This is a genomic window from Vibrio renipiscarius, assembly GCF_000827885.1.
Lineage (GTDB): Bacteria > Pseudomonadota > Gammaproteobacteria > Enterobacterales > Vibrionaceae > Vibrio > Vibrio renipiscarius.
Genome location: NZ_JTKH01000023.1, coordinates 86,471 through 109,833, shown reverse-complemented (window position 1 = coordinate 109,833; position 23,363 = coordinate 86,471). Strand labels below are relative to the sequence as shown.

Here is a 23,363-nt window from a genome sequence, read left to right as displayed (position 1 = left end):
ACCGATTAATTCATTTAAATCGATAAAAGCATAAAAAATTCCAATTTTTTTTGTTTTTTCCCTTGAAATGCGTTTTGACGCCCTTATCTAAGGTGCATACAAGAAGCAAACGTAATCATGTTTGTTTGTGAGCAAGGGTTGAAACCCAATTCTTTATCCCCCACATATGGGATAGAGCAAAATAAAATAGAATTTATTCGGAGATAGCCTGATGGGTAGAATCATTGGTATTGATTTAGGTACTACTAACTCTTGTGTTGCAGTTTTAGACGGCGACAAACCACGTGTAATTGAAAACGCGGAAGGCGAGCGTACAACCGCATCGGTTGTTGCATACACAGACGGTGAAACACTAGTAGGTCAACCTGCTAAACGTCAAGCAGTTACAAACCCAACTAACACGCTATTTGCAATCAAGCGTTTGATCGGTCGTCGTTTTGAAGACCAAGAAGTTCAGCGTGATATCGAAATCATGCCTTACAAAATTGTAAAAGCTGATAACGGTGATGCTTGGGTAGAAGCGCAAGGCCAAAAAATGGCTGCTCCTCAAGTTTCAGCTGAAATCTTGAAAAAGATGAAGAAAACAGCAGAAGATTTCCTAGGTGAAGAAGTAACGGCAGCTGTTATCACAGTTCCTGCATACTTTAACGATGCACAGCGTCAAGCAACAAAAGATGCTGGCCGTATCGCAGGTCTAGAAGTTAAACGTATCATCAACGAACCAACGGCAGCAGCACTTGCATACGGTCTTGATAAAAAAGGCGGCGATCGCACTATCGCAGTATACGACCTTGGTGGTGGTACATTCGATATCTCTATCATCGAAATCGATGAAGTTGAAGGCGAGAAAACATTCGAAGTTCTAGCAACCAACGGTGACACTCACCTAGGTGGCGAAGATTTCGATACTCGCATGATCAACTACCTAGTTGACGAATTCCAAAAAGAGCAAGGCATCAATCTTAAGACTGATCCTCTAGCGATGCAGCGTGTTAAAGAAGCAGCAGAAAAAGCGAAAATCGAGCTTTCTTCTACTACTCAAACTGACGTGAATCTACCTTACGTAACTGCAGATGCGACTGGTCCTAAGCACATGAACGTAAAAGTGACTCGTGCGAAACTAGAATCTCTAGTTGAAGACCTAGTACAACGTTCTCTAGAGCCGTTAAAAGTTGCTCTAGCAGATGCTGACCTATCAGTAAACGATATCACTGACGTAATCCTAGTGGGTGGTCAGACTCGTATGCCTATGGTTCAAGCAAAAGTGGCTGAGTTCTTCGGTAAAGAAGCACGTCGCGATGTAAACCCTGATGAAGCAGTAGCAATGGGTGCTGCAGTTCAAGGTGGTGTACTAGCGGGTGAAGTGAAAGACGTATTGCTACTAGACGTTACTCCACTGTCTCTAGGTATCGAGACAATGGGCGGCGTAATGACTAAGCTTGTTGAGAAAAACACGACTATCCCAACAAAAGCAAACCAAGTTTTCTCTACAGCTGAAGACAACCAAAGCGCAGTAACGATTCACGTAATCCAAGGTGAGCGTAAGCAAGCAAGCATGAACAAATCTCTAGGTCAATTTAACCTAGAAGGCATTCAAGCTGCGCCACGTGGCATGCCACAAATCGAAGTAACTTTCGACCTTGATGCGGATGGTATCCTAAACGTATCTGCGAAAGACAAAACGACTGGTAAAGAAACGAAGATCACGATCCAAGCTTCTGGCGGTCTAAGCGATGAAGACATCGAGAAAATGGTTCAAGAAGCAGAAGCGAACAAAGAAGCGGACAAAAAGTTCGAAGAGCTAGCGACTGCACGTAACCAAGCTGACCAAATGATTCACGGTACTCGTAAGCAAATTGAAGAAGCGGGTGAAGCGCTTCCTGCAGACGAGAAAGAGAAGATTGAAGCAGCAATCGCAGAACTTGAAGTTGCACGTAAAGGCGACGACAAAGAAGCAATCGATGCGAAAGTTCAAGCGCTAGCAGCTGCGGCTCAAAAGCTAATGGAAATCGCTCAACAGCAAGCTCAAGCACAACAAGGTGCTGACGCAGGCCAACAACAGCAATCTCAAGAAGATGATGTTGTTGATGCTGAGTTTGAAGAAGTGAAAGACGATAAGAAGTAATTTTCGTCGCTAGGTAGCGAGATTTCGTTGTCGGAGGCGCTCACTGACTCTCGTGAGCGGTGCGTCTCCTTCTAGAGTTCAAAGCTACCTATCCTAGAAAATCCTTATTGGAATTCAAATGCGGGCGTCAGAGGCAACTCTCACGCCCGTATGTTTGTAATTAGAGTTTGTCTTTCTAGCTAAATACTTTGGGTTAACGACTTTAAGTAATGAGTTTGATGAAAAAGCTTTTAGCTAGAATGATATAAAACATTAAGCGGCTCTATTTTTAGAGTTGTTTGCAGCAATGAATTGGTGACGAAAGCATGTCAAAACGTGATTTTTACGAAGTATTAGGCGTAAGCCGTGATGCAGAAGAGCGCGAAATTAAGAAAGCGTACAAGCGCTTAGCGATGAAATTCCACCCAGACCGTAATCAGGGTGATGAAACTGCATCAGACAAGTTTAAAGAAGTAAAAGAAGCGTACGAAATCCTAACCGATTCTCAAAAGAAAGCGGCGTATGATCAATATGGTCACGCAGCATTTGAACAAGGTGGCGGCGGCTACGGCGGTGGTTTTGGTGGCGGCGGTGCTGATTTCGGCGACATCTTCGGTGATGTATTTGGTGACATTTTTGGTGGCGGTCGTCGTGGCGGCGGTCACTCACGTGCGCAGCGTGGTTCAGATTTACGCTACAACATGGAATTGTCTTTAGAAGAAGCGGTTCGTGGTGTATCGAAAGAAATCGAAATTCCAACACTGGTTCATTGTGATAGCTGTGATGGCAGCGGTGCTAAGAAAGGCACTTCAGCGGATACTTGTGGTACGTGTCATGGCCACGGTCAGGTACAAATGCGTCAAGGTTTCTTCGCTGTTCAGCAAACCTGTCCTACCTGTCATGGTCAAGGTAAGATCATTAAAGATCCATGTAATGTATGTCATGGTCAAGGCCGCAAAGAAAAAACTAAAACCTTAAACGTGAAGATCCCTGCCGGTGTTGATACGGGCGATCGTATTCGTTTGACTGGTGAAGGTGAAGCGGGAGAAATGGGCGCGCCAGCAGGTGACTTGTATGTACAAGTTCATGTTAAAGAGCACCACATTTTTGAACGTGAAGGCAACAATCTTTATTGTGAAGTACCGGTGAGCTTTGCAATGGCAGCGCTAGGTGGTGAAGTTGAAGTCCCAACGCTAGATGGCCGTGTAAGCCTGAAAGTGCCTTCTGAGACTCAAACTGGCCGTATGTTCCGCATGCGTGGTAAGGGTGTGAAAGGAGTTCGTGGCGGCGGTATTGGCGATTTGATCGTTAAACTGGTTGTTGAAACCCCAGTGAACCTGAGCTCACGTCAAAAAGAACTGCTTAAAGAGTTTGAAGAGTCTTGTGGTGGCGATGCTGCAACTAAGCATAAGCCTAAATCGGAAGGTTTCTTCAACGGTGTGAAGAAATTCTTCGATGATCTCACTAGCTAGTTATAGCGATTGAGAAGATGATTAAAAAAGCCTGCATTATGCAGGCTTTTTGCTATCTGGACGATGTTGATGGAAAGTGGCTAGGGAGGTGTCATTAGAATAACGAGTTAACGGTAATCGGATTCTTGTGCTAAGCGATTTTCTTGCGTAAATGTCAGCCCACTGTACCTAATTGCGATTAGTCCCAGCACTCAGAGGGATATAGCGTATTTGATGAATCGAGAGTCATTGTTTTATCGGCCTTTAAGCACGAGTCATCATCTTGCCCCTTCGTTGACAGTGCATTGGCGCTGATGATGTAAGGTTGCGAGCCAGTACTTGAAATTTTAAACGAATACCGTGTTGAATCGCTTTCGCAGAGTGTACACACCCCGCCAGGAATAAGAGAGCTTAAGTCATAACCGCCATCATAGTCGTGCTCTAACTGGAGTTGAAGCTTCGCTAAATCTGCTTGAGCAGTTGCTCGATGGGCATTTAACGTGTGCTGCTGGTAACTCGGGTAAGCAAACATGATCAAAATGCCTACAATGCCGACGACAACCAATAACTCGATCAACGTCATACCTGATATTTGGGATCGTGATTTGTTACATGTAAATTTTCGAATCATTTCGAGTTGTTCCTTATCGCCATACATCCCATTGTTTGATAAGTGATAGCATCGGTGCAAGAGGATTTAGTGGGTAGATGTGATTTACATGAGAAAATGGGAATTAGCTCGCGGGTTTACTCTGCTTGAATTGATCATCACCCTGTCTGTTCTAGCGGTGCTTTTTATTTCCGCTATGCCTGCATTTAAGTCGATAACGGAGCGCGCACAAGTTGAGCAGTTAACCACTGAGTTAACCGGTTTTTTCCAATACGCTCGATCAGAAGCGGTATTGAGAAATAAAGACTTGTATGCCCACATTACCTTTCCACAAGGTATTTCACATAGCGTCCCGAACTGGTCAATGACGTTGACCGATTCTGATGTAACGGGCGCGGGAACGACGATAAGCCAATTGAGTGGCAACGCCTTTACGAGCATTTCGGTTTTCCATACCTATTCGTCAGATCAAATCTCATTTGATGGCGTTCGAGGTCGAGCTAAATCAGGGACATTTAAGCTTTTTCCAACCAATGACACGACGAAACAAATCGAATTAAGAACATCCAACCCACCAGGGCGCATCAAAGTGTGCGGCGCAGAAGGGGACCTTTATGGCTATAAAGAGTGTTAAGCCACCTAGCTTCCAACGCGGCGCCTTACTGATTGAAATGCTGGTCTCTTTGGTTTTGGGGATCATGGCCATTTCACTCATTATTAGCATCTTGTTCAGCGGCTATCGTGTCGCGAGCAAAAATTCCCTCGAACTGTTTGTGTTACAAAACTTAGCGATTACCAGTGAAATGATGCGTTCAGATATACAGCGCGCGGGTTATGCCGGTATTTCTGGTGGGTCAATCACGCTGTCAGGTGCAAGCGACGTCGTTGTGATAAGCGGTGCGAGCATGGGGTTTGTTTACCATGATCCTAAGTCGGGAAAATACCAACACGTTAAGTACAAAGCTGAAAATAATAGGCTTTATAGCTGCGAAAAAAAATCCAGCACAATTCTGTCGTTTGATAGTTTGAACGGCTGCAACAATCTGTTTGATCAAAATATGTTGTCTGTGACTTCTTTTGCCGTCTCAACAATAGAGCTTACGAGCAGCAGTGCGATAAGTACGATGAGTGATGTGTATTTGGAAGCTGAGCTTGTTGATGGTCAGTACAATCATTCGGTGCTGACGAAAATTAAACAAAGAAACTGGTTATAACTATGATGAAGCAAAAAGGATTTGTCACGCTGGCGATTACCTCTGTGCTGTTGACGATTGTACTGGGTTATTCATTGAGCTCTTATCGTGGCGTGTTATACCAAATAAAGGTCGCTAACAATGAAGTCGCCGCTCGACAAGCGCATTGGCGAGCAGAAGGTGGACTGGAGTGTGCCTACGCAAAAATAGTGCACGATAAGGATATAACAAAACTTCCTGAGTCTGTCTCTGCGAGCTATTTTAAAAATGTTTGTTCTATTCCATTGTCACTCTATCAAGTCGTCACGAAAAGCAGTGGAGGCGGGGACTATTCAGTTTTAGCACAAGTCTCGGAATCGGATGGCACTAAAATAGAAAAATCGATTTCTATTGATGATGGTACTGGAAAAGGCGCGATTCAATCAGAAGCGACGATTAAGCTCATTTCGGATAACAACATCGAGATCAACCCGGATGTGAATTCAAGGCAATTAGACAATCAAAAATTTGAATGTATTGCGATGAGGTTTAGGGAAAAAGTTATTTATACACACAATAACGGCAAGCTGATTACAGAAGATCCCGCGATTACACCACCAGGTTTTACTCGATGTGATGCTCAAACTACTTTGGCATCCAGTGCCACTATATCCGCGACGGGTAGCGCACCGAATGGCGCATTCTTATCTGACTATCAACAAGATTCGGAGATAGACACGTTCTATAACTATTTTGGTCTGGAAAAAACGGCCAGTAATATTAATGATATTAAGTCGGAGTATCACCAGATCAACTTATCATCGAGTATTGCTTGCGCGAGTGAGATTCAAAATGCCTTTGTGACACTAAATAAAAAGAAAGTATGGGTGACGGGGGATTGTGTTATTTTTCCCAGTTTATTGGTTCAAGATGGTGGGGGGAGCGTAATCCCTAAAAGTTTAGTGCTAGAAAATGGCATCTTTTTGAGTTCGGGATCCACCGTGTTTGATGGTTCATTTTACCACATGGTCAATATGAACATTTTTGATGATCCAAACAGTAGCGGTAAGGATTTGGATTTACTGTCTGATCGTTGGAGTGATGCGATTGCCCAAGACGCCAATTTAACCGCGCTTAGTAGCTTGGTCGAAGCGAACTCTATTTATATTGATAATGGTTCATTCTTTCCTAAAGGCGGGATATCGTTCGATTATCCTGGCGGGCTATCGACGATTAAAGGCTCATTAAACCTCGATTATCTGAGTCAATATAACCCTCATGACAATCCATTGAAGGTGACTTGGAAGGGAGGATCTTGGAATGATCTCTAAACAACGTGGTTTTAGCTTAGTTGAAGTCATGGTGGTGTTTATGATGATCGGCATTGCGGCGACAGGGCTGATTAAGCTGCAAACGGATGTTCAGATTAAGGCTGAATATGCTAAGACGAGCATCCAAGCATTGCATTTAGCGGAGTCACAATTAGAGCATTTTCGCCAGCGAGGAGGCACGTCGATTACCCATAGTTATACCTTTTCTGATGTTCATTCTGAGTGCAATGCAATGAATAAAAATACAGCCACATTGCCTATTCAGTTGAGTTGTTCATCAACGCTATCGCTTTCCGATGCGCTAAGTACCATCAATGTAACGGCCTATTGGCTTGACCGACAAAAAAATGAGCAAAGCATTGTGTTAAAAACTATGATTTCTCAGTACAGCGAGTTTGATTAGTTTTTGTCTTCTAGCACAGAAAAGTTGCGTTTCTTTTCAAAAAGGTTGAAATATTGTTTGCTGCATTAGGGTTGTTTTGTTTGTTTGTTGTTATTTCATGCTCTAATTTTGCAAAATATGTCTCCAAACATGGAAATTTTTTCAGGACTATGTGCTTTTGTGTTGTGAATTGAATAAAATGCTCAACTGAACAATGACCGCTATAAATATATCGATAGGTCATCAGTTATCACAACATCACATATGGAATTACCATGAGTAATCAAGCTGCAAATAAAGCACCATTACCTAAGCCGAGTGGTATGGATCGCTTCTTAAACGCGATTGAACGCGCAGGCAATAAAATCCCGGACCCAGCAATTTTGTTCTTCTGGGCTCTTGTTATCACTTGGGTACTATCAGCTCTTTTGTCAAACGTAACGTTTGATCTTGTTAACCCTCGTACCGGTGATGCACTATCAGTAACTAACCTGTTAACTGGCGAAGCGCTTGCGAGCTTCCTTGCGAACATGGTGACCACATTCACAGGTTTTGCGCCTCTTGGTATCGTATTGGTTGCGATGCTAGGTGTCGGTGTTGCTGACTCTTCTGGCTTTATCACCACTGGCCTTAAGAAAATGCTGAACTTCACGCCAGCGAAACTACTAACGCCAATGCTGATCTTGGTTGCGATCGTTTCGCACACGGCAGCGGATGCGGGTTACGTATTGGTTATCCCTCTTGGTGGTATCATCTTCCACGCAGCGGGTCGTCACCCTCTTGCGGGTATTGCAGCTGCATTCGCTGGTGTATCTGGTGGTTTCTCTGCGAACTTTATTCCTTCTGGTATCGACCCATTATTGGCAAGTTTCACGCAATCTGCCGCTCAAGTTTTAGATCCAGAATACATCGTTAACCCACTAGCGAACATTTACTTCACTGGCTTGTCGTCTGTGATTATTATCTGTATCGGTTGGTATGTAACTGAGAAGATCATTGAGCCTCGCTTGGCAAATATGCCAGTTGATGAAGATGCAGAAAAAGCACCAGACCTAGGTACTTTCACGGCTATCGAATCAAAAGCATTCCGCGCTGCGGGTTGGGCGATGATGGCGGGTATCGCACTGCTTGTTGCTGCGCTTATTCCAGAAACATCAGCACTACGTTCACCATTAGGTGAGCTGACGGCGTTTGACGCTCCTGTAATGAAGTCAATCGTGCCACTGATCTTTATCCTGTTTATCATTCCTGGTTACGTTTACGGTAAAGTTGCGGGTACGTTTAAAACTAGCAATGACGTTATCAAAGCAATGGCAACCACCATGTCTACCATGGGCGCGTACATTGTAATGTCATTCTTCTGTGCGCAATTCCTATCGGTATTTGCACAATCAAACATCGGTACCATGCTAGCGCTATACGGTGCTGAAGGTCTGAAGGCGATGAACCTATCAGGTGAAGCGACGATCGTTGGTATGATTCTACTGACAGCGTCGGTTAACCTTTTGATCGGCTCTTCTTCAGCGAAGTGGGCTCTAATTGGTCCAATCCTAGTTCCAATGCTAATGGCGGTTGGTATCTCTCCTGAGCTATCTCAAGCGGCATACCGCGTAGGCGACTCAGTATCGAATATCATCTCTCCATTGATGGTGTTCTTCCCACTTGTCGTGGTTTACTGTCAACGTTACGTTAAGTCGACCGGTATCGGTACGCTAGCATCAATGATGATGCCATTCTCTATCGCGATGCTAATCGGTTGGTCTATCTTCCTAATCGCATACTGGATGATTGGTATTCCTCTAGGTATCCAAGCACCTTACGAATACGTAATGCAATAAATACAAATGGTTACGAGCCTACCCAATTGGGTAGGCTTTTTTTTATCTGCGACACGTATTACACTCTGGCGGCGGTCATTTTGTTACCGTTATCAATTAGGAAAAAATAACCATTTATGAAAATTCTGCTTTTAGTAGGGTTAATTGTTTTAAACGGTCTATTTGCGATGTCAGAAATCGCATTAGTGGCAGCCAAAAATAGTCGACTTAAACGCTTAGCTGAAAAGCATCGTGCCGCTCAAGTTGCACTAGAACTGAAAGAAAATCCCACTCGTTTCCTCTCCACTATCCAGATCGGTATAACGGTCATTGGTTTGCTCAGCGGTATTGTGGGTGAAGCAACGTTATCAGTGCCTTTGGCGGTACAGCTTGAGCTTTGGGGCTTAGACGCCACTCAGGCCGATATTTTATCAACGGCGATTGTCGTAGTGGGTATTACTTACTTTGCGATTGTTGTTGGCGAACTTGTACCGAAACGTTTTGCGCAATCTCAAGCGGAAACCATTGCAGTCTTAGTTGCACTGCCGATCTATTGGGTGTCAAAAATCACCACGCCATTTGTTTTTGCGTTATCTTGGTCAACCGAGACACTGTTGAAGTTATTGGGGCAAAAAAGCCAAGAAGACAGTGTGACGGAAGACGACATTCACGCGTTGGTGAAAGAAGGTTCAGAGTCAGGTGTGATTGAACGTGGTGAGCAAGAGATGATCCGCAATATTTTGCAGCTTGATGATCGCTTAGTCAGCTCGTTGATGACGCCACGTCGCGATGTGGACTTCATTGATATCGATCAGCCGATTGAACTGCTCCTTAAGCGACTTCGTTCGACTAAGCACAGCGTCTTCCCGCTATGCCAAGGGCACATGAATAAGATAGTGGGCACGGTATCGGCTAAGTCGCTGCTTAATCAAGCTAATAATCTCACCATTCAAGTGATCATGGGGCTATCAAAAGCGCCGGTTTATATCCCTGAATCGATGAAGGGTTTGCGTTTGCTTAGCTACTTTAAAGAGTCGGGCACCGAGATGGCATTTATTGTCGATGAATACGGTGATGTTCAAGGGCTTGTGACGCACTATGATGTGCTAGAAGCGATTGCTGGCGAATTGTCGAATAACCCGAACGATCTTTGGTCAGAAGAGATTGATGGCGAACTGTTCGTTGATGGTTTGATTCCAATCAGTGAATTGAAAAACCGCTTAGAGCTTTCTGAACTAGAAGGTGAAAGTGAAGGCTTCCAAACGCTGAATGGTTGGGTCACTTGGTTGATTGGTCGCTTACCAGAGCTAGGTGAAGTGATCGATTGTCAGCAGTGGCACTTTGAAATTGTCGCGGTCGAAAATAATCGCATCGCGAGCGTGAAAGTGACCCCAATTGAGCAGCAAGCGAGCGAGTAACGTCAGCACTGTTGTTTATTATGACTAAGATTAGGTATGCTTCGCAGCATACCTATTTTTTTGTCTGTCTTTAGGAGCCGACTTTGTCGCAATCCCATAATCAATCGCATGTTTCACCGAATCTTTTAGAGGATTCTGCCGCACAATCGTCGGAGCAATTTAGTGCGCAAGATGAGCATTTTATGCGTCGCGCGATGGCTTTGGCTACACAGGCAGAACAGCAAGGGGAAGTGCCGGTCGGGGCGGTGTTGGTGAAAGATGGAGAGATCATTGCCGAGGGATGGAACCAATCTATTGGCTTACATGATGCCAGCGCCCACGCAGAGATGCAGGCCATTCGCAAGGCAGGTCAAGCACTGGAAAACTATCGCTTACTCGATACGACGCTCTATGTCACGCTAGAGCCTTGCCCTATGTGTGCTGGAGCGTTACTACATAGCCGTGTAAAGCGCATTGTTTTTGGAGCTCCCGATCTTAAAGCGGGTGCAGCAGGAACCGTTCTGAATTTATTTGAACACCAAGCCGCTTATCACTACGCCGATGTGCTTCAAGGGTTACTTGAAGAAGAGTGCCGCAGCCAACTGCAGGCCTTTTTTAAGCGTCGTCGTAAAGAGATCAAAGCGCGTAAGCAAGCGGAAAAGAAAGAAGCGGGACAGGGCGAGTAATACTATTGAAGTGAGGTTAGTAAAGATAAAGCGCTACTTACTAACCTCCGAATTTCATCTAACACTCAAAGACAACTCAAGTTGAGCTAAAGTCAGCCAAAGGCTTAGTAACTTGATAGCTGCATGAATGCTCGATGGCGGGCAATCACCTTTTTCTTATTGTTGACTAGCTTACGCTTACGGCGGTTTGCAGCAACAGTCTTAGTAAGGCGTTTTGATTGCATGCGACGTTTACGCATAGACACAATCTCCTACAGATATCTGTAAAAACAATATTCCTGAAAATTGACACAAACTTCCCCTCTCTTACTCGCGAAAGAAGGCGTTGAAGAGTGTTCAGAGTGTCAGAGGTAGCTTCGCGGATGATCGTCGACAGAGGTCACTGAATGAGTGAATCAATGGCTCTGTTTGTGCGAAGGGCCGTGAGTATGTCTGGTTTCGCGGGGAAATATCAAGAAAGAGCCTCAACTAAGTGAGGCTCTTTTGATTTGGATTCGGTTATTGCGCCGTGGCGGCCGATTCGCTATTTGTTGACTCGCTATTGGCAGCCGAGGAAGTCGCGCCAGAAGCGGCGCTGATCGAGTTACTGGCGGCCGACAACACGCTTGGATCCAGTTTAATCACCGTCAGGTCATTGATATCGACTTCACCTTCATCCGGCGTTTGCTGCTCAATATGACCAATAATGCTCTGGTAGTAGCGACGAATATTTTCCACGTAGTTTTTGGCTTCATCACCACGCGCATAACCATAACGGGTTTGGCGATGGTATTTGGCTTGGCGAAGCAGCGGTAAGCGTTCTTTTACATCCGCCCATTGATCAGGGTTGCCCCCTTGTTTTTTCGTTAAGCGACGAGCATCCATTACGTGGCCATAACCGACATTGTATGATGCCAACGCAAACCAAATCTTTTCATGCTGTTCAACCGAGTCCGGAATTCGAGCCACCATTCTACGTAGGTACTCTACGCCACCTTTCACCGATTGTTCCGGATCAAGACGATTGGTGACACCCACACTTTTAGCGGTTGGCAGCGTGAGCATCATCATGCCGCGGACGCCTGTTGGCGATCGTGCAATCGGGTTCCAATGGGATTCTTGGTAGGCCAATGCCGCAATCAAGCGCCAGTCAAATTCTTCTGAATATTGTTTAAATAATGTCGACCATTTTGGCAGCGTTTTATCAAGGGCACGGATAAAGGCGCGGGTATCAACATAATCAAACGTGCCAATATGGCCAATGTATTTTTCTTCTAACTGAGCCAGTTCACCGGATTGCTTTAAGTGACCAAAAAACTCAATCACCATCGCATAGAGGCTTTCATCATCAGAACGGCGTAAGAACCAAGACGTTGGTTGATCCTCGGTCAACTCAAAGGCGGTCGCCACTGAAGGATAAATACGTTGGGACAAGGAGACTTCGACAGAATCGGCGACCGTAAAGCGAATATCACCTTCTGATACGAGCTTTAATAGATCGTTAACGTCAGCATCGGGATCAACCGTGTATTCAAATTCAGGGTGAGCTTCCTTAATTTTGCTGAGCGTCTGGTTAAAGTGAGAATCCCCCACGATGGTGATTAGAGGTTTGCCACCATTTTCTTCCATTAACTCGCTTTGCTTGGCTAATAGCTGCTTGAGATTACGTGGACGCCATGTCCCTTTTTCATAAATGAGCTGTTGGCTGACATAGTAATAGGCAGGGCCTGGACGAAAACGCTGAACACGCTCAGGTGATTGCGTTAAGCCTGCGGCAATAATATCGATCTCACCATTTTCTAAAGCAGGGTAGAGGTTTGAAATGCGGTAAGCCGGTTTCATTTCTAAACGAACGCCAAGCTCTTCTGCAAATTGTCGAGCAATTTCATAATCCAAACCGGCAGGGCCATCAGGACCGATGTAATAAGAAAGCTGGTTGTTTAGAGTGCCCACGCGTAGTACACCGCGATCGCGAATTTGGTCTAGATCGCTTTTGGGTTCAGATTCAATCTGACAGCCCGTGAGTAAGAGCACGCTGAAAACAAACACTAAATACGTCTGTGCTTTGGTTAAAAATTGGCTACACATTTATTGATTCTCATACTTCATATACGGCCTTTATATCAGAGTGAAGAGAGAAGGCAAAGTTCAGCGAAAGCGTTCGAGAGCACCGCGTTATTTTTGTACAACGGCGCTGTAATTCAAATTTGACAAAAAAAAGTGCGCAAACGTTTGCTTTTGATGTTACATCACAAAACCAATTGCTTTATAATGCCTGCGAAACCGAGAGGTAGGATTGGTATAGTTTCATCGTCATTGCCCGTTAAGATTATGAATTTATTCCAATATTACTTCATGTCTATTGGCCTTTTTGATGGTTTTTTGCCACAGAAGGGAAATAGCTCTAACCTATTGTAGAGAGACCTAAGCTCATGAGAATTTTGCGTGGCTCCCCAGCTCTTTCAGAGTTTCGTGTTAACAAGCTTCTTGAACTTTGCCGTGAACAGAAATTGCCAGTAACGGCTATTTACGCGGAATTTATGCATTTTGCTAATTTGACCGCCGAGCTTGCTCAGCCTGAGCTTGAGAAGTTAGAAAAGTTGCTTACTTACGGCCCAACGATCGAAGAACATGATCCTGAAGGTCTGCTGCTTCTTGTCACGCCGCGTCCTGGTACGATTTCGCCATGGTCTTCAAAAGCGACCGATATTGCACGTAATTGTGGCTTAGACAATGTGCAACGTCTTGAACGCGGTACGGCGTACTACGTTGAAACGTCGGAAGAGCTCAATGAACTGCAAAAATTAGAGCTTAAAGCGGTCTTGCATGATCGCATGATGGAAGTGGTCTTTACCGATTTTGATGCGGCAGAGGCGCTGTTTCATGTTTCTCAGCCAAGACCATACGCGGAAGTGGATCTATTAGCCGGTGGTCGTGCTGCGCTTGAAGACGCAAACGTTACCCTAGGTCTTGCACTTGCAGAAGATGAGATTGATTACCTTCTTGAAAGCTTCACTGAGAAGCTAGGTCGTAACCCGACTGACATCGAGCTAATGATGTTTGCACAAGCGAACTCAGAGCACTGTCGTCATAAGATCTTCAACGCTGATTGGACGATTGATGGCGTTAAGCAAGAAAAATCATTGTTTAAAATGATTAAGAACACCTTTGAAGTGACCCCTGATCACGTATTGTCGGCTTATAAAGATAACGCCGCGGTCATGACAGGTTCTGAAGTCGGTCGTTTCTTCCCAGATCCAGAAACTCGCCAGTACAACTATCACCAAGAGAAAACCCACATCTTGATGAAAGTGGAAACGCACAACCACCCAACCGCAATCTCTCCGTGGCCGGGCGCATCTACAGGTTCGGGCGGTGAAATTCGTGATGAAGGCGCAACGGGTATTGGTGGTAAGCCAAAAGCCGGTCTTGTTGCTTTCTCTGTCTCTAACCTTAAGATCCCGAATTTCGTTCAACCTTGGGAAACTGATTTTGGTAAGCCAAGCCGTATCGTTACTGCTTTGGATATCATGCTTGAAGGTCCTCTGGGTGGCGCAGCATTCAACAACGAATTTGGTCGTCCAAACCTACTTGGCTACTTCCGTACTTACGAAGAGAAAGTAAACTCTCACGCAGGTGAAGAAGTGCGTGGTTACCACAAACCAATAATGCTAGCTGGTGGTCTTGGTAACATCCGTGACGAGCATGTTCAGAAGAAAGAGATCCCGGTCGGTGCAAGCCTAATTGTTCTTGGTGGTCCTGCGATGAACATCGGCCTTGGTGGCGGTGCCGCTTCTTCCATGGCATCAGGCCAATCAGCAGAGGATCTTGATTTCGCTTCAGTACAACGTGAAAACCCAGAGATGGAGCGTCGTTGTCAGGAAGTTATTGACCGTTGTTGGCAGCTTGGTGATGCGAACCCAATCGCATTCATCCATGATGTGGGCGCGGGCGGTATCTCGAATGCACTTCCTGAGCTAGTCGACGATGGTGAGCGTGGCGGTATCTTTAACCTACGTGATGTACCAAACGATGAGCCGGGCATGAGCCCACTTGAGATCTGGTGTAACGAATCTCAAGAGCGTTACGTGATGGCGGTTGCTGATAAAGACATGGCAACATTCGACGCGATTTGTAAGCGTGAGCGTGCACCATACGCAGTGGTGGGTAAAGCAACGGAAGAGCGTGAGCTTAAACTTGAAGATTCACACTTCGACAACACGCCAATCGACATGCCAATGGACATCTTATTAGGTAAAACACCTAAGATGCACCGTGACGCGAAAACGCTAAAAGCGAACAACCCTGCGATTGACCGCTCTGGTATCGAAATCAACGAAGCGGTTGACCGTGTTCTTCGCTTGCCAACCGTCGCTGAGAAAACCTTCCTTATCACTATCGGTGACCGCTCGGTAACAGGCCTTGTGGCTCGTGACCAAATGGTTGGTCCATGGCAGGTTCCAGTTGCAAACTGCGCAGTAACAGCGGCAAGTTACGACTCTTACCACGGTGAAGCAATGTCTCTTGGTGAGCGCACGCCTGTGGCACTTCTCGACTTCGGCGCATCGGCTCGTCTAGCGGTGGGTGAAGCAATCACTAACATCGCTGCGACCAACATCGGCGATATCAAACACATTAAACTGTCGGCTAACTGGATGTCTCCAGCAGGTCACCCAGGTGAAGATGCCGGTCTTTACGAAGCGGTTAAAGCGGTTGGTGAAGAACTATGTCCGGCACTGGGTCTCACTATCCCTGTGGGTAAAGACTCAATGTCAATGAAGACGAAGTGGGAAGAGAACGGTGAGCAGAAAGAAGTCACGTCTCCGCTATCTCTTGTCATCACTGCGTTCGCACGTGTTGAAGATATTCGTAAGACGATCACGCCTCAGCTTCGCACCCCTGATAACCTTGAAGGTCTAGGCAACACTTCCCTAGTTCTTATCGACCTTGGTAATGGCAAAAACCGTATGGGTGCGACAGCACTTGCTCAGGTTTACAAGCAGCTTGGTGATAAGCCTGCAGACGTAGACAACGCAGCACAGCTAAAAGGCTTCTACGAAGGCGTTCAAGCACTTGTAGCGAACGACCAAGTTGTCGCTTACCACGATAAAGGCGATGGTGGTCTATTCGTAACGCTAGCAGAAATGGCATTCGCAGGTCACTGTGGTGTTAACGCAAACATTGAAGCGTTAGGTGAAGACACACTAGCAGCACTATTCAATGAAGAGTTGGGTGCGGTAATTCAAGTACGTAACGATGACTTAGATGTTGTCCTTTCGACTCTTGCTGCCAATGGCCTAGAAGCGTGTTCACACGTAATCGGCTCGGTGGTTGATTCTGATGAGATCGTAATTAAGTCTGGTGAGTTTGTTGTTATCCAACGTAATCGTACGGAATTACGTACTATCTGGGCTGAGACGACGCATAAGATGCAAGGTCTACGTGATAACCCAGTGTGTGCTGACCAAGAGCACGAAGCGAAGAAAGACAACTCAGACCCAGGTCTGAACGTGAAACTCAGCTTTGACGTAAACGAAGATATTGCAGCGCCGTACATCAACGCTCCTATGATAAATAAGGGTGCGAAGCCTAAGATGGCAATTCTACGTGAGCAGGGTGTTAACTCTCACGTTGAAATGGCCGCAGCGTTTGACCGCGCAGGTTTTGAAGCAACAGATATTCACATGAGCGACATCCTAACGGGTCAAGCGGTTCTAGAAGAATACAACGGCCTTGTCGCTTGTGGTGGCTTCTCTTACGGTGACGTACTAGGTGCGGGTGAAGGTTGGGCTAAATCAATCTTGTTCAACGAAGATGCGCGCAACCAGTTTGAAGGCTTCTTCAAGCGTGAAGATACTTTCTCTCTTGGTGTGTGTAACGGTTGCCAGATGTTGTCTAACCTGCGTGAACTGATTCCTGGTGCTGAGTACTGGCCACGTTTCGTTCGCAACGAATCAGAGCGTTTTGAAGCTCGTTTCAGCCTAGTTGAAGTTCAGAAGTCAGATTCTGTATTCTTTAACGGCATGGAAGGTTCTCGTATGCCAATCGCGGTTTCTCACGGTGAAGGCCGCGTAGAAGTGCGTGACAACGACCACCTAAACGCGATTGAAAACTCAGGTACAGTTGCTCTACGTTACGTTGATAATAACGGTAACCCAACGCAGCAATACCCGAATAACCCGAATGGTTCGCCAAACGCTATCACTGGTTTAACCACGACGGATGGCCGCGTGACGATCATGATGCCTCACCCAGAGCGTGTTTTCCGCACGGTGGCAAACTCTTGGTCTCCAGAAGGTTGGGGCGAGAATGGCGCTTGGATGCGTATGTTCCAAAACGCACGTAAGAATGTAGGCTAATATAAACGAGCTTTATGTTGTCTAGCGTCACGAAAGAACAAAGCGCAGCCTGATTGGCTGCGTTTTTTATTCTTTAACGCATGAATTGAGCCTAAGAAGGATGTTGAACCAGTTTGTGATCAAGATCTTATTCGAAAAGAACAAAATAAATGCGGCGCGCTAGAATCTTTTATGCTCTAATACCGCGCTTACCAAGGGATGGTGTTAAACAGCTCAGCTTCGATGGAGTTATCAAGTTGACCGATCCCTGAATAATCCCTAGGAAATAGAAATGTCTAAAAACAAAAAATTCGCAATCCGCGTGATTGAAAAACGCGCTGGTTGGACTGCAGAAATCACTCGTCAAGTTACTTCACGTAAAACGGTAGTCTCTAAGCGTGAAGCTGGCTTCGAAACTGAAGAACTTGCACAAGCTTGGGCTGAAAACGAGCTACTAGGTTTTGTTAAAAACCAAGCAGAACGTAACGAGCGTAAAGGTCAGCAACGTGTTGAGCGTAACGAACGTCAAGAGCGTCAAGAGCGTGAAGCGGCTGAACGTCATGCAGCATACCTTAAAGCTCGTAGCGAAGCGCGTGATGAAGAAGACGAAGAATTTGACGATTACGAAGACTAATCTCTGCGTTTTCTCTGTTCTAAAAAAAAACCGCCTGATGGCGGTTTTTTGTATTCTATGGTCGCAATCGCGTGCTTAGCGGAATTGACCGACTTCAGGTAAGAATTCAAAACCTGCGGTCGCGAGTTTGGTTTCCAGCTCGGCTCTATCAATATCAAAAAAAGCCACGAGTTCGTTCAAATCGCCCGCAAAATCATCACGTAATTTTAAGTTGATGATACTCATCAGCATGATTGTGTCCATGCTTTGGAAATTCGCGAGATCCATACTTAGTCCTCGAAATCAGAAATGAGTAGGTTTGCTGCAGCAAAAGCCGCTTTTTCACGAATGGTGAGATCAATATTTGTATCCGCTGCCACTTCATTCAGCGCACGTACCGCACAGGTAATTGCTTGAGGGATGTAGCCTTGATCGCCACTGCCAATTTGTGCGTAAAGCTCGCGTATTAAGTCACAACAATCGTAAACTTTCATCGTCATCTACTTCCAATTAAAATGAGAACTTCTCTCAATATACACAGACTCCCAATCAAACTCAAAGCGAGAGCTTGCGCTACCTCAAGAGTCGCGTGGAACTGACGCTAATTTAGCCAATTTGTCGATATTATGGCAATGGAAACTAGCGGTTAACTTGTATTTCAAGCTGTTGTATTACTTCAGGGGCGAGCTGTAATTGCTTCGCGAGCTCTTGCAAGTACGCCTTTTCCATAAAGTTTTGCTCATCAACGACCAATAATGACGCAAGGTAGACTTCTGCTGCTTGCTGTGGACTAGACGCTAAGCGGGCAATTTGTGTGGGATCGAGTGGTTTATTGAGTTCTTGATGAATCAGTTCGCGCAGTTCCTGATCCGCACCTGATTGCTCAATAGCTGATTCTATTTGAGCCATTTCATCATTATCCACATGGCCATCAGCCTTGGCTGCGGCAATCATGGCTTTAATAATTAGTTGGTTGTGTATCGGTTGGCGATCGTCAAACTGTTCGTTGCTGGTGGCAGGAGTTGATTGTTTGCTCTGCCAATCGTTGTAAACCTTGTAAGCTAATGCACCAAGAGCGGCAGCGCCGCCTACTTTTAGAGCGCTTTTACCCACTTTAGCGCCCATTTTTCGACTCTTTTTTGATCCCATTAACAGGCCAACCAAGCCGCCGCCGACTGCGCCCGTACCAAGAGACTTTAGCGAGCCAGAGCTTGATTGTTTTTTCAGTTGTTCTTGGCCTTGGCGCACGATGTCTGAGCTGAGCGCTTGATTAAGTAGTGATTTAAGATCCATGTAACCTCCGCTGCTGCATGAGATGTTGTTCAGATGATTCATTCCCATGGCGTAAAAAATTGAGCTTGTTAATGATCAACCTAACGTATCTAAGATGAATAGGGGATTAACACAAAAGGAATGGAAGGCATATCGTCAGTGAAGAGCGGATTTACCAGGCATAAAAAAAGCGAACGGAGCGTTCGCTTTTGACATTGGAAGCCGATCGGCCGTTATTCTGGCGCGTAACCGTGCATACTCAGTAGCTCACCATCGAGGTAAGCGGCTTTGCCATCGACCATTTCTAAGCGGCCTTCAACGAACCATTTTGCCACCATTGGGTAGATGCGGTGTTCTTGGTTCTGTACGCGTTCAGTGAGTGTTTCAACGGTATCTTCATCAAAGATCGGTACTTTTGCTTGCAAGATCACTGGGCCACCATCGAGTTGCTCTGTGACAAAATGAACACTGGTGCCGTGTTCTTCATCGCCAGCGTGAATCGCACGTTGATAGGTGTTCAAGCCTGGATATTTTGGCAGCAATGAAGGATGGATGTTGATCATGCGGCCCATATAGTGGCGAACGAATTCACCACTTAGAATGCGCATGTAGCCTGCTAAGATAATTAAATCTGGCTTGAACTCATCCATTTGACGCATCAATTCATGATCGAAAGCGTCGCGAGTATCGAACGCTTTAGGATCAAGAAATACTCCTGCGGCGCCCGCCTCTTTTGCACGCTCAAGTGCATAGGCTTCCGCTTTATTAGAGAATACGGCGGTCACTTTGCCATCGGTGATTGAAGAATCACACGCGTCAATGATGGCCTGTAGGTTGGAGCCATTTCCTGAAACTAAAACAACGATACTCTTCATGTTTAATTGATCTCTACTTGCTCTTCGCCTGTTTGTGCCTGAGCAATTTTACCAATTACCCATGCGTTTTCGCCTTCTTCTTGCAGCAGTTTCACTGCGGCATCTGCTTGATCGGCAGGAAGTGCAACCACAAGGCCGACACCACAGTTAAAGGTACGGTACATCTCATGCGTTGTGACGTTGCCTTTCTCTTGTAGCCATTTGAAGATCACTGGCCACTCCCAACTGTTGCCATCAACCACAGCTTTCGTGCCCTGAGGAAGAACGCGTGGGATGTTCTCCCAGAAACCACCACCGGTAATGTGTGAGATTGCATGAATGTCATGCTGCTCAATCATTTTCAGTGCTGATTTAATGTAAATACGTGTTGGTTCGAGCAGGTGCTCACCAATCGTGCGGCCAGCAAGCTCTTCGTTTTTGTCTGCGCCAGAGACTTCTAGAATTTTACGAACCAGAGAGTAACCATTTGAGTGAGGGCCACTTGAACCAACGGCAATCAGTGCATCACCTGCCGCAACTTTGCTGCCGTCGATGATGTCTTCTTTCTCTACCACGCCAACACAGAAGCCAGCAACGTCGTAATCTTCACCTTCGTACATGCCCGGCATTTCAGCCGTTTCACCACCGATCAGCGAACAACCAGCTTGGATACAGCCTTCTGCAATACCTGTGACAACGGCTGCTGCCGTATCCACATCAAGTTTGCCTGTCGCGTAGTAATCAAGGAAAAAGAGTGGTTCGCCGCCTTGTACAATAAGGTCGTTCACACACATTGCCACAAGGTCGATACCGATTGTGTCATGCTTGTTCATATCCAACGCGAGGCGAAGTTTTGTACCGACACCATCGGTGCCTGATACCAATACGGGCTGTTTATATTTGGTCGGTAGTTCACACAACGCACCAAAACCACCAATTCCACCCATAACTTCAGGGCGACGAGTACGCTTTACCGCACCTTTAATTCGATCAACAAGTGCATTACCTGCATCGATATCAACGCCAGCATCTTTATAACTCAGAGAAGTATTATTGCCACTCACAGGAAATCCTCGGTTAAGTAAATTGGATATGAGAAAACGGCGCTATTCTACCAGTTGATAAATACCAATGGCAAACGTTTGCGTCAGTTTTTTATCTTATGCAAGATCAAGAAATAGAGAACGAAATCGTTTATAATCTGAAGGTTTATTTGAAAAATACCCTATTTGCCGGAGATGGACATGAAAGTTGTTGAAGTAAAACACCCGCTTGTTAAACATAAAATTGGTCTAATGAGAGAAGGTGACATCAGCACTAAGCGCTTCCGCGAGTTAGCGACTGAAGTTGGTAGCCTGCTAACTTATGAAGCAACCGCAGACTTTGAAACTGAGAAAGTGACCATTGATGGTTGGAATGGCCCAGTTGAAGTAGATCAAATCAAAGGTAAAAAAGTAACGGTTGTGCCAATCCTACGTGCGGGTCTTGGTATGATGGATGGTGTTCTTGAGCATATGCCAAGTGCACGTATCAGCGTTGTTGGTATTTACCGCGATGAAGAAACACTTGAGCCAGTACCATACTTTAACAAGCTTGCTTCAAACATTGATGAGCGTATTGCTCTCGTGGTTGATCCAATGCTAGCAACGGGTGGTTCTATGATCGCAACGATTGACCTACTGAAAGAGAAAGGTTGTCAGGCGATTAAGGTTCTTGTACTTGTGGCGGCACCTGAAGGTATTGAAGCGCTAGAAAAAGCACACCCAGATGTAGAATTGTACACGGCTGCTATCGACGAAAAACTGAATGACAAAGGTTACATCGTTCCTGGTCTTGGTGACGCAGGCGATAAGATCTTCGGCACGAAGTAATCGCGAAAATAAGATCGAATGATATAAAAAAGGAAGCTTCGGCTTCCTTTTTTTCGTTTAAAGTTAGGCTAGCACGATAAGAATACGGTGTTCCAAGTGATATCCGCCTAGGGTCATTATGTGGGTCACTGACGTATTGTGATTGGCGCTAAGAGCGTGTTGCGATATAAAAAAAGGGCTGCTTTTCAGCAACCCTCATATCGTTTTGGTTTTATTTTTTCAAACCCAATGTGCCGCCTACGCGAGATTTATGGTTTGGATTTGATGAGTTCGGGCGCGATGAACTCGGACGAGATGAGTGCTCATCACGTTTGGTGTTATTAAATGGCTTGCTGCCTTTATTATCGCTTGAACGATTTTGGTAGCTTGGCTTGTCATTATAACGGTCATTACTGCGTTGACTAGTGCGCTCGTTAGTACGTTCTTGGTTACGGTCGCTGTAGCGGTCGTTAGAGCGTTCTTGGTTACGGTCGCTGTAGCGGTCGTTAGAACGTTCTTGATTGCGCTCGCTGCTACGTTCATATCCACGCTCGCGGCTTTGCTCGCCATGACGGCCTCGCTTTGAGTTCGGAGCATGACGGAATTCGTCGGCATTGCGACCTTTAAAGGTGCGAGTATTTTGATTGCGGCGCGCCGTAGATTCTTGGTTCTCTTCGCGACTATCAAATAGCTTCGCATCGGTTGCTTTACGGATGTGTTTGCCTTTTGAATCGGTTTTAGACGCTTCTTCTGTGCTCACTGAACCTTCACACATCGCGTGAATTTCATTGATTTCATCATCGCTCAAATAGCGCCAGCGGCCATTTGGGATATCATCAAGTGTGATGTTCATGATGCGAACACGGCGCAGCTTAAAGACTTCGAAACCAAGTGCTTCACACATACGACGAATTTGGCGGTTTAAGCCTTGCGTCAATACAATACGGAATGAGAATTTTGTTTCTTTAGTCACTTTACATGGCAACGTCACGGTATCAAGGATATTAACCCCAGCGCCCATGCGACGAATGAAATCGTCAGTGATTGCCTTGTCGACACGCACAACATATTCTTTTTCGTGGTTGTTACCAGCGCGTAAGATCTTATTAACGATATCGCCATCGTTAGTCAGAAAGATCAAACCATCAGAAGGTTTATCAAGACGACCGATAGGGAAGATGCGTGAGCGGTGGCCAATAAAATCCACAATGTTGCCTGGAATATCGCGCTCAGTCGTACAAGTAATACCTGTTGGCTTATTCAAAGCAATGTAAACCGGTTTTTCTTTGGCTTTGACTGGCTGGCCATCAATGCAAACATCATCACCAAGCATGACTTTCGTTCCCATTTCTGGGATTTGGCCATTGATGGTGACACGACCTTGGTCAATCAGCTTATCCGCCTCTCGACGTGAGCAGTAGCCCGTTTCACTGATGAATTTATTTAGGCGTTTTGCGTTATCTTGTGACATTTAGGTATTCCTTAACGTTTCCCAACGGCAGTTAAT

General features: G+C 45.6%; 21 protein-coding genes. 12 read left to right on the top strand and 9 right to left on the bottom strand.

The window, feature by feature from the left end:
* Positions 1–211: 211 nt before the first annotated feature.
* Positions 212–2,125 (top strand): molecular chaperone DnaK, encoded by a 1,914-nt coding sequence (gene dnaK, locus OJ16_RS12885; RefSeq protein WP_040991306.1) that lies wholly within the window; start codon positions 212–214, stop codon positions 2,123–2,125.
* A 305-nt stretch (positions 2,126–2,430) separates the two neighbouring features.
* Positions 2,431–3,576: a molecular chaperone DnaJ gene (gene dnaJ / locus OJ16_RS12880; protein WP_040991304.1), complete on the top strand. Its 1,146-nt coding sequence runs from the start codon at positions 2,431–2,433 to the stop codon at positions 3,574–3,576.
* Between the two features lie 178 nt (positions 3,577–3,754).
* Here dnaJ and OJ16_RS12875 read toward each other — a convergent pair whose 3' ends face one another.
* Positions 3,755–4,186 (bottom strand): type IV pilin protein, encoded by a 432-nt coding sequence (locus OJ16_RS12875; RefSeq protein ID WP_040991302.1) that lies wholly within the window; start codon positions 4,184–4,186, stop codon positions 3,755–3,757.
* Positions 4,187–4,274: 88 nt separating this feature from the next.
* Between OJ16_RS12875 and OJ16_RS12870 the strand changes: the two genes are divergently transcribed.
* From OJ16_RS12870 to tadA, 7 genes are all read left to right on the top strand, one after another.
* The gene (locus OJ16_RS12870) at positions 4,275–4,799 is read left to right on the top strand and encodes a GspH/FimT family pseudopilin (protein WP_040991300.1); all 525 of its coding nucleotides are present in this window, start codon (positions 4,275–4,277) and stop codon (positions 4,797–4,799) included.
* Positions 4,780–5,379, top strand: coding sequence for a PilW family protein (locus OJ16_RS12865; protein ID WP_040991298.1), 600 nt, complete (start codon positions 4,780–4,782; stop codon positions 5,377–5,379). Before OJ16_RS12870 ends, OJ16_RS12865 begins: the two co-directional genes overlap by 20 nt.
* A gap of 2 nt (positions 5,380–5,381) precedes the next feature.
* Positions 5,382–6,668, top strand: a complete 1,287-nt coding sequence (locus OJ16_RS12860) for a hypothetical protein (protein WP_040991296.1) — start codon at positions 5,382–5,384, stop codon at positions 6,666–6,668.
* Positions 6,658–7,071: a type IV pilus modification PilV family protein gene (locus OJ16_RS12855; RefSeq protein ID WP_040991294.1), complete on the top strand. Its 414-nt coding sequence runs from the start codon at positions 6,658–6,660 to the stop codon at positions 7,069–7,071. Before OJ16_RS12860 ends, OJ16_RS12855 begins: the two co-directional genes overlap by 11 nt.
* A 254-nt stretch (positions 7,072–7,325) precedes the next feature.
* Entirely contained in the window at positions 7,326–8,888 is a 1,563-nt protein-coding gene (locus tag OJ16_RS12850; protein ID WP_040991292.1) for an AbgT family transporter, read from the top strand.
* Positions 8,889–9,004: 116 nt separating this feature from the next.
* Positions 9,005–10,285 (top strand): hemolysin family protein, encoded by a 1,281-nt coding sequence (locus OJ16_RS12845; RefSeq protein WP_040991290.1) that lies wholly within the window; start codon positions 9,005–9,007, stop codon positions 10,283–10,285.
* 83 nt (positions 10,286–10,368) lie between these two features.
* Positions 10,369–10,950: a tRNA adenosine(34) deaminase TadA gene (gene tadA / locus OJ16_RS12840; RefSeq protein WP_082030238.1), complete on the top strand. Its 582-nt coding sequence runs from the start codon at positions 10,369–10,371 to the stop codon at positions 10,948–10,950.
* A gap of 104 nt (positions 10,951–11,054) precedes the next feature.
* Here tadA and OJ16_RS20240 read toward each other — a convergent pair whose 3' ends face one another.
* Both OJ16_RS20240 and mltF read right to left on the bottom strand, forming a co-directional pair.
* Complete coding sequence (locus OJ16_RS20240; RefSeq protein ID WP_005593284.1) at positions 11,055–11,189, bottom strand: hypothetical protein; 135 nt, start codon at positions 11,187–11,189, stop codon at positions 11,055–11,057.
* A 259-nt stretch (positions 11,190–11,448) separates the two neighbouring features.
* Positions 11,449–13,017 carry a membrane-bound lytic murein transglycosylase MltF gene (gene mltF, locus OJ16_RS12835; protein ID WP_040991288.1) on the bottom strand — a complete coding sequence of 523 codons (1,569 nt, stop codon included), beginning with the start codon at positions 13,015–13,017 and terminating at the stop codon, positions 11,449–11,451.
* Between the two features lie 344 nt (positions 13,018–13,361).
* On the opposite strand from mltF, the gene purL reads away from it, so the two are divergent.
* The gene (gene purL / locus OJ16_RS12830; RefSeq protein ID WP_040991286.1) at positions 13,362–17,288 is read left to right on the top strand and encodes a phosphoribosylformylglycinamidine synthase; all 3,927 of its coding nucleotides are present in this window, start codon (positions 13,362–13,364) and stop codon (positions 17,286–17,288) included.
* A gap of 271 nt (positions 17,289–17,559) precedes the next feature.
* On the top strand, positions 17,560–17,901 hold the full coding sequence (locus tag OJ16_RS12825; RefSeq protein WP_040991284.1) for a DUF3622 domain-containing protein: 342 nt from the start codon (positions 17,560–17,562) through the stop codon (positions 17,899–17,901).
* A gap of 75 nt (positions 17,902–17,976) precedes the next feature.
* On the opposite strand, the gene OJ16_RS12820 is transcribed toward OJ16_RS12825, so the two are convergent.
* The 5 genes from OJ16_RS12820 to purM form a co-directional block, all read right to left on the bottom strand.
* Positions 17,977–18,168: a DUF4250 domain-containing protein gene (locus OJ16_RS12820; protein ID WP_040991282.1), complete on the bottom strand. Its 192-nt coding sequence runs from the start codon at positions 18,166–18,168 to the stop codon at positions 17,977–17,979.
* Positions 18,169–18,170: 2 nt separating this feature from the next.
* Positions 18,171–18,374, bottom strand: coding sequence for a YaeP family protein (locus OJ16_RS12815; RefSeq protein WP_040991796.1), 204 nt, complete (start codon positions 18,372–18,374; stop codon positions 18,171–18,173).
* Positions 18,375–18,519: 145 nt separating this feature from the next.
* A complete protein-coding gene (locus OJ16_RS12810; RefSeq protein ID WP_040991280.1) occupies positions 18,520–19,173 on the bottom strand; it encodes a tellurite resistance TerB family protein in 654 nt (217 codons plus the stop codon).
* Positions 19,174–19,385: 212 nt separating this feature from the next.
* Positions 19,386–20,027, bottom strand: a complete 642-nt coding sequence (purN, locus tag OJ16_RS12805; RefSeq protein WP_040991278.1) for a phosphoribosylglycinamide formyltransferase — start codon at positions 20,025–20,027, stop codon at positions 19,386–19,388.
* A 2-nt stretch (positions 20,028–20,029) separates the two neighbouring features.
* The gene (gene purM / locus OJ16_RS12800; protein ID WP_040991275.1) at positions 20,030–21,070 is read right to left on the bottom strand and encodes a phosphoribosylformylglycinamidine cyclo-ligase; all 1,041 of its coding nucleotides are present in this window, start codon (positions 21,068–21,070) and stop codon (positions 20,030–20,032) included.
* A gap of 180 nt (positions 21,071–21,250) precedes the next feature.
* Here purM and upp point away from each other — a divergent pair, with 180 nt between their 5' ends.
* The gene (upp, locus tag OJ16_RS12795; protein WP_005599329.1) at positions 21,251–21,877 is read left to right on the top strand and encodes a uracil phosphoribosyltransferase; all 627 of its coding nucleotides are present in this window, start codon (positions 21,251–21,253) and stop codon (positions 21,875–21,877) included.
* A gap of 211 nt (positions 21,878–22,088) precedes the next feature.
* Here the strand turns inward: upp and rluF are convergent, their stop codons facing one another.
* Positions 22,089–23,327 carry a 23S rRNA pseudouridine(2604) synthase RluF gene (gene rluF, locus OJ16_RS12790; protein WP_040991273.1) on the bottom strand — a complete coding sequence of 413 codons (1,239 nt, stop codon included), beginning with the start codon at positions 23,325–23,327 and terminating at the stop codon, positions 22,089–22,091.
* Positions 23,328–23,363 lie beyond the last annotated feature (36 nt).

Excerpts from the sequence above, each read along its gene's own strand:
- dnaJ (WP_040991304.1), top strand. The coding sequence starts at position 2,431 with ATGTCAAAACGTGATTTTTACGAAGTATTAGGCGTAAGCCGTGATGCA.
- OJ16_RS12860 (WP_040991296.1), top strand. The coding sequence starts at position 5,382 with ATGATGAAGCAAAAAGGATTTGTCACGCTGGCGATTACCTCTGTGCTG.
- OJ16_RS12855 (WP_040991294.1), top strand. The coding sequence starts at position 6,658 with ATGATCTCTAAACAACGTGGTTTTAGCTTAGTTGAAGTCATGGTGGTG.
- OJ16_RS20240 (WP_005593284.1), bottom strand. The coding sequence starts at position 11,189 with ATGCGTAAACGTCGCATGCAATCAAAACGCCTTACTAAGACTGTTGCT.
- upp (WP_005599329.1), top strand. The coding sequence starts at position 21,251 with ATGAAAGTTGTTGAAGTAAAACACCCGCTTGTTAAACATAAAATTGGT.
- OJ16_RS12865 (WP_040991298.1), top strand. The coding sequence starts at position 4,780 with ATGGCTATAAAGAGTGTTAAGCCACCTAGCTTCCAACGCGGCGCCTTA.
- OJ16_RS12820 (WP_040991282.1), bottom strand. The coding sequence starts at position 18,168 with ATGGATCTCGCGAATTTCCAAAGCATGGACACAATCATGCTGATGAGT.
- OJ16_RS12870 (WP_040991300.1), top strand. The coding sequence starts at position 4,275 with ATGAGAAAATGGGAATTAGCTCGCGGGTTTACTCTGCTTGAATTGATC.
- OJ16_RS12815 (WP_040991796.1), bottom strand. The coding sequence starts at position 18,374 with ATGAAAGTTTACGATTGTTGTGACTTAATACGCGAGCTTTACGCACAA.
- OJ16_RS12875 (WP_040991302.1), bottom strand. The coding sequence starts at position 4,186 with ATGATTCGAAAATTTACATGTAACAAATCACGATCCCAAATATCAGGT.
- mltF (WP_040991288.1), bottom strand. The coding sequence starts at position 13,017 with ATGTGTAGCCAATTTTTAACCAAAGCACAGACGTATTTAGTGTTTGTT.
- OJ16_RS12850 (WP_040991292.1), top strand. The coding sequence starts at position 7,326 with ATGAGTAATCAAGCTGCAAATAAAGCACCATTACCTAAGCCGAGTGGT.
- purN (WP_040991278.1), bottom strand. The coding sequence starts at position 20,027 with ATGAAGAGTATCGTTGTTTTAGTTTCAGGAAATGGCTCCAACCTACAG.
- purL (WP_040991286.1), top strand. The coding sequence starts at position 13,362 with ATGAGAATTTTGCGTGGCTCCCCAGCTCTTTCAGAGTTTCGTGTTAAC.
- OJ16_RS12825 (WP_040991284.1), top strand. The coding sequence starts at position 17,560 with ATGTCTAAAAACAAAAAATTCGCAATCCGCGTGATTGAAAAACGCGCT.
- dnaK (WP_040991306.1), top strand. The coding sequence starts at position 212 with ATGGGTAGAATCATTGGTATTGATTTAGGTACTACTAACTCTTGTGTT.
- OJ16_RS12845 (WP_040991290.1), top strand. The coding sequence starts at position 9,005 with ATGAAAATTCTGCTTTTAGTAGGGTTAATTGTTTTAAACGGTCTATTT.
- rluF (WP_040991273.1), bottom strand. The coding sequence starts at position 23,327 with ATGTCACAAGATAACGCAAAACGCCTAAATAAATTCATCAGTGAAACG.
- OJ16_RS12810 (WP_040991280.1), bottom strand. The coding sequence starts at position 19,173 with ATGGATCTTAAATCACTACTTAATCAAGCGCTCAGCTCAGACATCGTG.